Consider the following 12,775-nt stretch of genomic DNA (forward strand, 5'->3'; position numbering starts at 1 on the left):
GCCGGGCTACGGGGCGCTCCTGTCGCCCGGGTTAGGCGTTTTTGCCGCGACCCGGGATGATTGCGGATTTTGCTCAGCGTCTTGAACGTACCACCTGGTAGCGGCGGGTGAAATATTCAAACGGCGCGCTCCAGACGTGAACCAGCCGGGTGAACGGGAACAGCAGGAAAATCGTCATCCCCAGCACCAGATGCACGCGGAAAACAAAGGCCACGCCGCTGAGCATTTCTGACGAGCCGCCGCGGAAGGTGACGATGCCCTGCGCCCAGCCCACCAGCTTCATCATTTCACTGCCGTCCGGATACTGCGCCGAGAAAGGGATGGTGCTCAGCCCGAGCAGGCACTGAATCAGCAGAATGCTCATGATGATGATATCCGGCGCGGTCGAGGTGGCGCGAACGCGCTGGTTGGTCAAACGACGCCAGAGCAAACCGGCGCCGCCAATCAGCGTCAGGACGCCGCAGACGCCGCCGAGCACCATCGCCATCTGCTGCTTGACCGCAATGGGTAAAAACCAGGCATACATCCAGTGCGGCGTTAACATGCCGAACAGATGGCCAAAGAAAATGCCGAGTATGCCGATATGGAACAGATTCGACCAGATCACCATCCCGCGTTTATCCAGCATCTGGCTGGAGGAGGCGCGCCAGGTGTACTGGCCGTAGTCATAGCGCAGCCAGCTGCCGAGAAAAAAGACCGTCGCGCAGATGTAGGGGTAGATGTCGTAAAAAAAGACGTTCAGATACTGTATCATTTCGGGCCTCCCGCGCTGACGTCGACGTACTGCGGCGCCACGTCCTGGCTAAAGCGTCGTTGATATTGCTGTAACGGTGAGCTGTCACAGGCCGTGGCGTTGTCTTCGATAAATTTCACCTGTTCTTCTTCCCAGACCGCATCCAGCGCCTGCCGGGTGTCATCGCGGGACTCGTTGTTGACCTGCTGCGTGACACTGTCACTTGATAGCGGGATCCCGCCGAGGCTCAGCAGGGCGTCAAACAGCTGATACCAGGGGACACCGCGCTGCTTCAGCCGCCCGCCCAGCAGCGCCAGAATCGGCGCGACGTTTTGCAGACCTTCGCGCGCTTCGTTTTCCGGCAGGATGCTGAGGTATTCCAGATACAGCGGCAGATGGTCGGGAAGCTCGCGACAGTTGAGCACCAGGCCCGCCTTTTCATACTGAGCGAGCAGATCGACCATTGCCTGACCGCGGTCGCGAGACTCGGCGTGCACGTGTTCAAACAGCAGCAGCGACGTGGCGCGGCCCCGGTCGAACACTTCGCACCATTCGGCCTGCTTGTCCAGCAGCGGGGCATTCAGCATCTCCGCGGCGAAGTCGTTGAGCACAGGGGCGTCGTGACGCACCATGCTCAGCACCTCGTCCTTGCACTGCCAAAGAAACTCATCCGGATACTCCATCAGCAGGCCGATCGCTTTGAGGATTTGCATTATTCCCCCTCCGCTTTATCGCGTACTTCGGTGATGTTGATGGCGTCAATGCGGCTACTGTTGAACAGGTTGAATTTGGTGTCGGAGCCGTGGCAGCCGTCGCCGAAGGTAAAGCCGCAGCCGTTGCGCTCGGGGAAGGCGTCGCGCGCCATTTCGCGGTGGCTGGTCGGGATCACGAAGCGGTCCTCGTAGTTGGCGATCGCCAGATAACGGTACATCTCCTCGACCTGCTCAACGCTCAGGCCCACCTCCTCGATGGCGCGAGTATCGGTGACGCCTTCCACCGTTTGCGAGCGCATGTAGTGACGCATCGCCATCATGCGCTTCAGCGCGCGCAGTACCGGGCCGGTATCGCCCGCGCTGAGCATATTGGCGAGATACTGCACCGGAATACGCAGGCTTTCGATGGCCGGAAGCACGCCGTCGCTTTTCGGCAGACCGCCGGCGTCGGCGTAGGACTGAATCGGCGACAGCGGCGGCACGTACCAGACCATTGGCAGGGTGCGGTATTCCGGATGCAGCGGCAGCGCCAGCTTCCAGTCCATCGCCATTTTGTACACCGGCGAGCGCTGGGCGGCATCAATCACGTTTTGTGGAATCCCCTGTTTCAGCGCTTCTTCAATCACCGCCGGGTCGTGGGGGTTGAGGAACACCTCGCACTGCCGCTCGTAGAGGTCGGTTTCGCGCTCGGTGCTGGCGGCCTCTTCAATGCGGTCTGCGTCGTACAACAGCACGCCGAGGTAGCGGATACGTCCCACGCAGGTTTCTGAACAGACGGTGGGCTGTCCGGACTCGATACGCGGGTAGCAGAAGATGCACTTCTCCGATTTGCCGCTTTTCCAGTTGAAGTAGATTTTCTTGTACGGGCAGCCGCTGATGCACAGACGCCAGCCGCGGCATTTGTCCTGGTCGATCAGCACGATGCCGTCTTCTTCACGCTTGTAGATGGCGCCGCTGGGGCAGGTGGCGACGCAGCTCGGGTTCAGGCAGTGCTCGCACAGGCGCGGCAGATACATCATGAAGGTATTTTCAAACTGGCCGTACATCTCCTTCTGAATCTTGTCGAAGTTTCGGTCGCGGGCGCGCTTTTCAAACTCGCCGCCGAGCAGCTCTTCCCAGTTGGGGCCCCAGATGATTTTATCCATCCGCTTGCCGTCGATAAGCGAACGCGGACGGGCGGTGGGCAGGTGTTTTCCCTCCGGCGCGTTGTGCAGATGCTGGTAATCAAAGGTAAAGGGTTCATAGTAGTCGTCGATCTGCGGTATCACCGGATTGGCGAAAATTTTGGTGATGACGCCCATTTTGCCGCCCAGACGCGGGCGTATTTTGCCATTAACATCGCGCACCCAGCCGCCTTCCCACACCTCCTGATCTTCCCAGTTTTTCGGATAGCCAATGCCCGGTTTGGTTTCGACGTTGTTAAACCAGGCGTATTCCATCCCTTCGCGTCCGGTCCAGACGTTTTTACAGGTGACGGAGCAGGTGTGGCAGCCGATGCATTTATCGAGATTGAGAACCATACCGACCTGTGAACGTATTTTCATTTTTTCGCCTCCTGTACCCCATCGCGACCTTCGTCATCCAGCCAGTCAATATTTTTCATTTTGCGGATCATGATGAACTCGTCGCGGTTGGAGCCGACGGTGCCGTAGTAGTTGAAACCGTAAGCCAGCTGGGCGTAGCCGCCAATCATATGGGTCGGTTTCGGGCACACGCGGGTGACCGAGTTATGGATCCCGCCGCGCCGTCCGGTGACTTCCGAGCCCGGAATATTCATCAGGCGCTCCTGCGCGTGGTACATCATGGTCATCCCCGGCGGTACGCGCTGGCTGACCACCGCGCGGGCGGTGAGCGCGCCGTTGGCGTTGAAGGCCTCGATCCAGTCATTATCTTCAATACCCAGCTCGCGAGCGTCGGTTTCGCTGATCCACACGATCGGCCCGCCGCGCGACAGGGTCAGCATCAGCAGGTTTTCGCTGTAGGTGGAGTGGATGCCCCATTTCTGGTGCGGCGTCAGGAAATTGAGCGCTTTTTCCGGGAAGCCGTTAGGCGGAATCGCTTTCATCTGGCTGACGCTGCGGGTGTCAATGGGCGGACGATAAACCACCAGGCTTTCGCCAAAGGCGCGCATCCAGGGGTGATCCTGATACAGCTGCTGGCGGCCGGAAAGGGTACGCCAGGGGATCAGCTCGTGGACGTTGGTATAGCCGGCGTTGTAGGAAACATGCTCGCTCTCGAGGCCGGACCAGGTCGGGCTGGAGATAATTTTGCGCGGCTGGGCCTGAATATCGCGGAAGCGAATTTTTTCATCCTCTTTATTCAGCGCCAGGTGCGTATGCTCGCGGCCGGTAAACTCGCCGAGCGCTTGCCAGGCTTTGACCGCCACCTGGCCATTGGTTTCCGGGGCGAGGGCGAGGATCACTTCCGAGGCGTCAATGGCGCTGTCGATGCGCGGGCGACCTTTGGCCGGGCCGTCCAGCTTGACGTAGTTAAGCTTGCCGAGGAAGTCGACCTCGTTCTGGGTGTTCCAGGTGATGCCTTTACCGCCGTTGCCCAGTTTGTCGAGCAGTGGCCCGAGGGAGGTAAAGCGCTCATACGTCGCCGGATAATCGCGCTCAACGACGGCAATCGACGGCGCGGTTTTACCCGGCGTCAGCTCGCATTCCCCTTTCCGCCAGTCCAGCACGTCGAAGGGCTGCGACAGCTCCGCCGGGGAGTCGTGCTGCAGCGGCACCAGCACAACGTCGGTCTCTTTATCGAGGTGGCCGACGCAGACCTCGGAGAAGGTTTTGGCGATATCTTTGTAAATTTCCCAGTCGCTTTTCGCCTCCCAAGCCGGGTCAACGGCGGCGGAGAGCGGGTGGATAAACGGATGCATATCCGAGGTGTTCATATCGTCTTTTTCATACCAGGTGGCGGTCGGCAGAACGATATCGGAGAACAGGCAGGTACTGGACATGCGGAAATCGAGCGTCACCAGCAGGTCGAGCTTGCCTTCGATGGCCGCGGTCTGCCACTCCACCTCTTCGGGCTTCACGTCATCGCTGGCGCCCAGCTCATCGCCCTGAATACCGCTGTCGGTGCCCAGCAGATATTTGAGCATATACTCGTGGCCCTTGCCGGAAGAGCCCAGCAGGTTGGAGCGCCAGATAAACAGATTACGCGGATGATTTTTGCCGTTATCCGGCTGTTCGCAGGCGAAGCGGATCTCGCCGGACTTCAGCGCCCGGGCGGTGTAGTCGGCGGGAGTCAGTCCGGCCGCGGCGGCCTGCGCCTTGATGGTCAGCGGGTTGACGCCCAGCTGCGGCGCGGAGGGCAGCCAGCCCATGCGCTCGGCGCGAACGTTAAAGTCGATCAGATGGCCGCTGAATTGGCTGGCATCGGCCAGCGGCGACAGCAGCTCCCGGGCGGTCAGCTTTTCATAGCGCCACTGGCTGGCGTGATTGTAAAAAAAGGAGGTGCTGTTCATCTGGCGCGGCGGACGATTCCAGTCAAGGGCGAACGCCAGCGGCAGCCAGCCGGTTTGCGGACGCAGCTTCTCCTGGCCGACATAGTGCGACCAGCCGCCGCCGCTCTGGCCGACGCAGCCGCAGAACACCAGCATATTGATCATCCCCCGGTAGTTCATATCCATGTGGTACCAGTGGTTGACGCCGGCGCCGAGGATAATCATCGACCGTCCGTGGGTTTTATGCGCGGTATCGGCAAATTCACGGGCGATCTGCTCGATGTGCTGGCGCGGGACGCCGGTAATCTGTTCGGCCCACGCCGGGGTATAGGCTTTCATCTCACTGAAGTCCTGCGCGGCGTTGGGATCGTCTAAACCGCGATCGAGTCCGTAGTTGGCGAGAATCAGATCGTAGACGCTAACCACCAGGCCGGATTCACCGTTGGCCAGCGGGAGCTGCTTAACCGGCAGCTGATGCAGCGTCACCGGATCCTGCTTGATGCTGCGAAAGTGCGGGTTTTCGTTGCCGCCGAAGTAGGGAAAGCCCACCGTCACCACGTCGTCAAGGCTATCCAGCAGCGATAGTTTGAGTTCAATGGCTTGCCCGGCGGCCTGCTGTTCAAGGTTCCATTTGCCTTTCTCTCCCCAGCGGAAGCCAATCGAACCGTTGGGCGCCACCAGTTCACCAGCGCTGTTATAGGCGACGGTTTTCCACTCCGGGTTATTGCTTTCGCCCAGCCCGTCAACCAGATCGGCGGCGCGGACCATCCTGCCGGGAACGTAGAAACCCTCCTCGCGACGCTCAAGCATCACCAGCATCGGCATATCGGTGTAGGTGCGGCAGTAGTTGAGGAAATAATCGCTCGGGTTATCAAGGTGAAACGTTTTGAGGATCGCGTGGCCCATCGCCATGGCCAGCGCGCTGTCGGTACCCTGTTTCGGCGCCAGCCACTGGTCGCTGAGCTTGGCTACCTCCGAAAAGTCCGGGGTAATCGCGATGGTTTTGGTGCCCTTGTAGCGCACTTCCGTAAAGAAGTGGGCGTCCGGGGTTCGGGTCTGCGGGACGTTGGAGCCCCAGGCGATAATATAGCTGGAGTTGTACCAGTCGGCGGACTCGGGAACGTCGGTCTGCTCGCCCCAGGTCATTGGCGAGGCGGGGGGAAGGTCGCAGTACCAGTCGTAGAAGCTCAGGCAGGTGCCGCCGAGCAGCGACAGATACCGGGTGCCGGCGGCGTAAGAGACCATCGACATCGCCGGGATCGGCGAAAAGCCCGCCACGCGGTCCGGGCCGTAGTTTTTGATGGTCCAGACGTTAGCGGCGGCAATCAGCTGGTTCAGCTCCTTCCAGCTTGAACGGATAAACCCGCCTTTGCCGCGTACCTGCTTGTAGCTGAGGGTTTTGACCGGGTCCTGCATGATGCTGTCCCACGCCTGCACCGGGTCCGGGTGCTGAGCCAGCGCTTCGCGCCATAGGGCAATCAGCCGCTTGCGCGCCAGCGGATACTTCAGGCGGTTAGCGCTGTAGAGGTACCAGGAGTAGCTTGCGCCGCGCGGGCAGCCGCGGGGTTCGTGGTTGGGCAGGTCCGGGCGGGTGCGGGGGTAGTCCGTTTGCTGAGTTTCCCAGGTGACCAGCCCGTTTTTGACGTAAATTTTCCAGCTGCAGGAGCCTGTGCAGTTCACGCCGTGCGTTGAGCGGACGATTTTGTCGAACTGCCAGCGCTGACGGTAGCTGTCTTCCCAGTCGCGGTTGGTGTTGTACACCTGACCGTGGCCGTTGGCAAAGCTCTCGCCTTTCTGCTTAAAGTAGCGAAAGCGATCCAGTAGTTTACTCATGACCTTCCTCCTGCTCCGATAATGTCCGGCCTGATAAGACCGTACGATCCCCAGGCCGGATAGGGCGTCAGCCGCCACCCGATGAATATGCCGTTATTGTTTTGCCGGTTTACGACGGCCGTAGACCAGCCAGGTCACCAGCACGCAAACCACGTAGAAAACCAGGAAGACCTTCATCGCCCCGACCGGGGAGCCGGTCATCGCCAGCGAGGTACCGAAGGCTTTAGGGATAAAGAAGCCACCAATCGCGCCGATGGCGGAGATAAAGCCGAGCGCCGCCGCGGTGTCGGTCACCGCTTCGTGCTGGGCCTGTTCGTCGCTGCCGCCGCGTTTCTTCACGCTGTCGAGGGTGATTTGGCGAAAGATCACGGCGATCATCTGGAAGGTGGAACCGCTGCCGAGACCGGCGGTCAGGAACAGCCCCATAAACACCACGTAAAAGGCGAGAAAACTGCCTGAGCCGCTGCCGGGGAGGGTGAGAAACAGCAGGCCGGTGAACAGCGCCATCAGCACAAAGTTCACCAGCGTGACCCGTACGCCGCCGAGACGGTCGGATATAATCCCGCCGAAAGAACGCGCCAGCGCGCCGATAAACGGCCCGAAGAAGGCCAGCTTAAGGATGTTAACATCAGGGAACTGCGTTTTCGCCAGCATGGCGAAACCGGCGGAGAAGCCGATAAACGAGCCAAAGGTGGCCAGATAGAGCAGGCTCAGCAGCCACATATGCGGGCGTTTCAGCACCGGCAGTTGCTCGCGAATCGAAGCCTTTGAGCTGGCGATGTCGTTCATTCCTACCCAGGCGGCGAAGGTGGCTATCACCAGCAGCGGAACCCAGACGAGGGCGGCGTTGCTCAGCGCGAGAAGAGAGCCATCCTCCTGAGGCACGCCATGGATGCCAAGAAAAGCGAAGATGGGCAGAAAAATCGCCGCCGGCGCGATCATCTGCATCACGCTGACGCCGAGATTGCCGAGGCCGCCGTTGATACCCAGCGCGCTGCCCTGTTTCGCTTTGGGAAAGAAAAAACTGATATTTCCCATGCTGGAAGCAAAGTTCGCACCGGCAAAACCGCACAGCAGGGCAATGGTGATAAATACCCAAAATGGAGTAGCGGGGTTTTGAATGGCGATACCCAGCCAGATACAGGGCACCACCAGAATAATCGTGCTTAATACCGTCCAGTAGCGCCCGCCAAATATAGGTACCATAAAGGAGTAGGGGACGCGTAATATTGCGCCGGAAAGCGAGGGTAGAGCGGTTAATAAAAAGAGCTGATCGGTGGTGAAATTAAATCCGACTTTATTGAGATTGACGGCGACGGCGCTGAATAGCATCCAGACGCAAAAGGCGAGTAGCAAACAACCTACGGAAATGCAAAGATTTCTGCGCGCTATTTGCTTTCCCTTATTCTCCCAAAACGCCGCATTTTCTGGTTTCCACTCTTTTAAAAGATAATGATTCTTTTTCTCATTTTTGCTCAGCATATTGCCCTCGAATGAACAGTAACCCGTCAAAAAAGAATAAACTGGTAAAACAGCAAATTAATAAAAGAAATAAAATCAGGGATGGGGATGTATCTGTTGTAATAAATGAAGAATAGATAAGAAAAGCGCGCCGAAAGAAGACGCGCGAATATTAGCTCAGGATTATTTGTTACTAAATGTAACTTAAAATTAAAAAAGTTCCATCGAGATAGAATAATTGATATGCCGATTGAAGGCGGCATCATCTATTTCCTGCATTCCCAGCGCATAAATACCGTCGAGGCCGCAGACGAGAGCAATGAGCCGCCAGGCAATGCTTTCCATATCGTCCCTTGGCTTAAACTCACCGGCAGCGGTTCCCTGGCGGATGATCTTCAGGGTCTCTTCATGCCACATGTTCATGGTGAGCAGATAGGCCCCCTTGATATCGCTGTCGCTATCGGCCAGCAGCTGCGCTTCGCGCCACAGGCGAATGTATGGCTCAAGCCTGCCGTCGTCGCTGCCCACCATAGAAAACAGGCGTTCACGCCACGTGGCGTCGTCGGCGACCAGCGGCATATCCATCATTTCGCGGATCAACCGTATGAAGGCATGGGCTTTTAGCTCGCCCGCGGAGGTGAAATGGTGGTGCAGCTGACCGGCGGAGACGCCGGCTTCGGCGGCAATCTGGCGGACGGTCATAGCGCTAAACCCGCCCCGAAGCGCCACGCGCATGGCTGCCAGCACAATAACTTCCCGACGCGCATCGCGATTTAAGTAGCCCATAACGTTAGTGACCCCGGTTTTTTTGGCGATAGTAACAAAAAGTTGGACACTCGTTCAACAATCCGGCAGGATCCGTTTCCTGGACGCTTGTCCAGTTTTAATGTTGAGGGAAAGTAGTATGTCTCGGCAATGGTTGACGCTGATGGCGATTTTGTTGGTTTATATTCCGGTGGCGATTGACGCCACTGTTCTCCATGTGGCTGCGCCAACGCTCAGCGTAGCGCTGGGGACCAGCGGTAACGAGCTGCTGTGGATTATTGATATTTATTCGCTGGTAATGGCCGGTATGGTGCTGCCTATGGGCGCATTGGGCGATAAAATTGGCTTTAAACGGCTGCTGCTGCTCGGCAGCGGTATTTTTGGCACCGCGTCGCTGGCGGCGGCGTTTTCGCCCACGGCAGAGACGCTGATTGCATCCCGCGCGCTGCTGGCGGTGGGGGCGGCAATGATCGTGCCTGCGACCCTGGCCGGGATCCGCAGCACCTTTTCGCAGGCGCACCAGCGTAATATGGCGCTTGGTCTGTGGGCAGCTGTCGGTTCCGGCGGCGCGGCGTTCGGTCCGCTGGTTGGCGGCATGCTGCTGGAGCATTTTTACTGGGGATCGGTTTTCCTGATCAACGTGCCGATCGTCCTGCTGGTGATAGCGATTAATGCCAAAGTGGTGCCGCGTCAGCCCGCGCGGCGCGAGCAGCCGCTTAATCTATTCCAGGCGCTGATCCTGATCGCCGCCATTTTGATGCTGGTCTTTAGTGCCAAAACGGCGCTCAAAGGGCAAATGGCGCTGTGGTTAACCGGGCTGGTGGCACTATCTGGCGCCGCGATGCTGTTCTGGTTCGTGCGCAAACAGCTCTCGGCATCGCGTCCCATGGTCGATATGCGCCTGTTTACCCATCGCATTATTTTAAGCGGCGTGATGATGGCGATGACCGCGCTGATTACGCTGGTGGGTTTTGAACTGCTGATGGCCCAGGAGCTGCAGTTTGTGCACAGCAAAACGCCTTTTGAAGCCGGGCTGTTTATGCTGCCGGTGATGGTGGCGAGCGGTTTCAGCGGGCCCATTGCCGGCATGCTGGTATCGCGGCTGGGGCTGCGCGAGGTCGCCACCGGCGGAATGCTGCTCAGCGCCCTGAGCTTCCTCGGCCTGTCGATGACCGATTTCAGTACTCAGCAGTGGCAGGCCTGGGGACTGATGACGCTGCTGGGCTTCAGCGTCGCCAGCGCGCTGTTGGCCTCCAGCTCGGCGATCATGGCCGCCGCGCCGAAGGAAAAAGCGGCGGCGGCAGGGGCCATCGAAACCATGGCCTATGAGCTGGGCGCGGGACTGGGGATTGCCCTGTTTGGCCTGATCCTGACCCGCAGCTACGCCTCGTCAATTGTTCTGCCGGGTGGAATTGAGGGCGCGGCGGCGGAGCAGGCGTCGTCCTCCATCAGCGAGGCGATTAAGCTGGCGCAGTCGCTGCCCGCCATACCGGCGCAAAGCCTGCTTGAAGCGGCGAAGGCGGCGTTTATTCATTCGCACAGCATCGTGCTGGCGACGGCTGGCGTCCTGCTTCTGCTGCTGGCGGCCGGCATCTGGCGTAGTCTGGCAAAAGCGCCTGAGCTGAATTAACCCTTACAGCTGAAGAGAAAGCGCCATCGCCGCCCGCCGTAGCGGGGCGAGGGCTTTCTCTTTCAGCGCGGCGGCGTTGGTATAGCCTGCCGGAACGCCAACGTTAAGCGCCGCCACCACCTGGCCGCTGCGGGAGAGCAGCGGTACCGCCAGCGAACATAATCCCACCTCAATTTGCCGGTCAGCGAGCGCGTAGCCCTGCATGCGCACTCTGGTGATTTCCTGCCGTAAACCCGGCATATCGCATAGCGTATACGGGGTATAGCGGATCAGATTGGCTCGTGACAGTGTCACTTCAAGCTGTTCTTCCGGCAACGCGCTAAGCAGCACGCGTCCCATCGACGTGGCCCACGCAGGCAGACGGCTGCCGCGGCCGATATCCACGCTGAGCAGGTTATTCACCGCCGCTCTGGCAATATACAGGACGTTATCGCCGTCCAGCGTGGCGGCGGAGCAGGATTCTCCGAGGTTTTTGCCCAGATTATCCAGGGCGCTCTGCGCGACTTTCGCCAGCGGCGTTCCGGCCAGGTAGGCGTGGCCCACCGCCAGCACGCGGGGGAGCAGCTCATAGCTGCGGCCATCCGGGCTATGCACCATACCCAGCGCGGCGAGGGTATAGAGGCAGCGGCGCACAGCCGCGCGGGAGATCTGCGTTTTCTGGCTAAGCTGGGAGATGGTCAGGCGCTGCCGCTGCGGGGTAAACGCGTTAAGGACTTCCAGCCCGCGCGCCAGGGACAGCATAAAGTTAGGGTCGTGTTCAGACTGGCGGGCGCTGAGAGTACCTGGTTTTTTTTCGCTCATACAACCCCTCTTTTATTGAAGATAAAAGTTCATGGGGCATCACTATATCGCGGGTGAAAAATGCGGCGATTCCTTGTTCTGGTTTTACCACGTCGATCACATTATTAACCCCAATTTAACAACCGCGTCGATAATCGCACAACATTTCGATTATCGCCGTTGACCGTCACGATTGGGCAGACCTATTGTCAACAGAATCGTTACCCCGCGTTATGAACAGGGGTATGAAAAGTTATGTATTTCATCACCAGGAAAAAAAGATGACCGCGACCATTGAACGTATTGAAAGCTGGCTGGTAGATATCCCGACCATTCGACCGCACAAACTCTCCATGACCACGATGGGCTGTCAGACGCTGGCGATCGTCCGCATAACCCGTTCGGACGGGATTTGCGGTATTGGCGAAGCCACTACCATCGGTGGATTGAGCTACGGCGTGGAGAGCCCGGAAGCTATCGTGTCGGCGATTAATCATTACCTGACGCCGCTGCTCAAGGGCCAGGCGGCCGATAATCTGAATGTCCTGACCGCGCGGATAAACGGCGCGGTTAAAGGCAATACCTTTGCCAAATCAGCGATCGAAACCGCGTTGCTGGATGCGCAGGGTAAGGCGCTTGGCCTGCCGGTTTCCGCGCTGCTTGGCGGCGCGCTGACGACCTCGCTGCCGGTTCTCTGGACGCTGGCGAGCGGCGATACCGAGAAAGATATTGCCGAGGGGGAAAGGCTGCTGGCGGAGCGTCGCCATCGCGTGTTTAAGCTAAAAATCGGCGCGCGCGAACTGGCGACGGATCTGCGCCACACCCGCGCGATTGTTGAAGCCCTGGGCGATCGGGCCAGCATCCGCGTCGACGTGAATCAGGCGTGGGAAGCCACCGTCGCGGCAAAGGGCTGCCGCGAGCTGGCGGCGATGGGTGTCGATCTGATTGAACAGCCGGTCAGCGCTCAGGACAACGCTGCGCTGGTGCGCCTCAGCCATCACATCGACGCGGCTATTCTGGCCGATGAAGCGGTAGCGACCCATTACGAAGGCTATCGCCTGGCGCAGCAGGGATTCAGCGGGGCCTATGCGCTGAAGATTGCCAAAGCGGGCGGGCCAAACAGCGTGCTGGCGCTGGCGAAGGTGGCGCAAGCGGCGGGAATTGGGCTTTACGGCGGCACGATGCTTGAGGGGACCGTTGGCACACTGGCCTCGCTGCACGCCTGGTCGACGCTACCCCTACAGTGGGGCAGCGAGATGTTTGGCCCGCTATTGCTGAAGGACGATATTGTCAGCGTGCCGCTAACGTTCGCCGAAGGCGAGGTGACGCTACCGCAAGCGCCGGGTCTTGGCGCTGAACTGGATGAAGACAAACTGCGCTTCTATAGCCGCAAAGGATAATGGAGGATTTTT

At 59.1% G+C, this 12,775-nt stretch carries 8 protein-coding genes and 1 pseudogene; 2 read left to right on the forward strand and 7 right to left on the reverse strand.

Annotated features, from left to right (window positions below):
• Positions 1-73: 73 nt before the first annotated feature.
• The 6 genes from narI to ABLU88_RS08625 all read right to left on the reverse strand — a co-directional run bounded on the left by narI (position 74) and on the right by ABLU88_RS08625 (position 8,974).
• A complete protein-coding gene (narI, locus tag ABLU88_RS08600; protein ID WP_014838419.1) occupies positions 74-754 on the reverse strand; it encodes a respiratory nitrate reductase subunit gamma in 681 nt (226 codons plus the stop codon).
• Entirely contained in the window at positions 751-1,446 is a 696-nt protein-coding gene (narW, locus tag ABLU88_RS08605; RefSeq protein WP_014229273.1) for a nitrate reductase molybdenum cofactor assembly chaperone, read from the reverse strand. The genes narI and narW overlap by 4 nt, the downstream gene beginning before the upstream one ends.
• Entirely contained in the window at positions 1,446-2,990 is a 1,545-nt protein-coding gene (gene narH / locus ABLU88_RS08610; RefSeq protein ID WP_004101903.1) for a nitrate reductase subunit beta, read from the reverse strand. The genes narW and narH overlap by 1 nt, the downstream gene beginning before the upstream one ends.
• Positions 2,987-6,727 (reverse strand): nitrate reductase subunit alpha, encoded by a 3,741-nt coding sequence (locus ABLU88_RS08615; protein ID WP_348836315.1) that lies wholly within the window; start codon positions 6,725-6,727, stop codon positions 2,987-2,989. Before ABLU88_RS08615 ends, narH begins: the two co-directional genes overlap by 4 nt.
• 93 nt (positions 6,728-6,820) lie before the next feature.
• Positions 6,821-8,209 carry a NarK family nitrate/nitrite MFS transporter gene (locus tag ABLU88_RS08620; RefSeq protein ID WP_025108243.1) on the reverse strand — a complete coding sequence of 463 codons (1,389 nt, stop codon included), beginning with the start codon at positions 8,207-8,209 and terminating at the stop codon, positions 6,821-6,823.
• Between the two features lie 189 nt (positions 8,210-8,398).
• The gene (locus tag ABLU88_RS08625; protein ID WP_049069852.1) at positions 8,399-8,974 is read right to left on the reverse strand and encodes a TetR family transcriptional regulator; all 576 of its coding nucleotides are present in this window, start codon (positions 8,972-8,974) and stop codon (positions 8,399-8,401) included.
• Between the two features lie 118 nt (positions 8,975-9,092).
• Between ABLU88_RS08625 and ABLU88_RS08630 the strand changes: the two genes are divergently transcribed.
• Positions 9,093-10,583 carry an MFS transporter gene (locus ABLU88_RS08630; protein WP_348836317.1) on the forward strand — a complete coding sequence of 497 codons (1,491 nt, stop codon included), beginning with the start codon at positions 9,093-9,095 and terminating at the stop codon, positions 10,581-10,583.
• 3 nt (positions 10,584-10,586) lie between these two features.
• Here the strand turns inward: ABLU88_RS08630 and ABLU88_RS08635 are convergent.
• Positions 10,587-11,424: pseudogene (locus ABLU88_RS08635) on the reverse strand (IclR family transcriptional regulator C-terminal domain-containing protein).
• Positions 11,425-11,596: 172 nt separating this feature from the next.
• Between ABLU88_RS08635 and ABLU88_RS08640 the strand changes: the two are divergent.
• Entirely contained in the window at positions 11,597-12,763 is a 1,167-nt protein-coding gene (locus tag ABLU88_RS08640) for a muconate cycloisomerase family protein (RefSeq protein WP_254539484.1), read from the forward strand.
• Positions 12,764-12,775 lie beyond the last annotated feature (12 nt).

Source organism: Klebsiella sp. GW_Kp182 (genome assembly GCF_040062275.1).
GTDB classification, from domain to species: Bacteria; Pseudomonadota; Gammaproteobacteria; order Enterobacterales; family Enterobacteriaceae; genus Klebsiella; species Klebsiella michiganensis.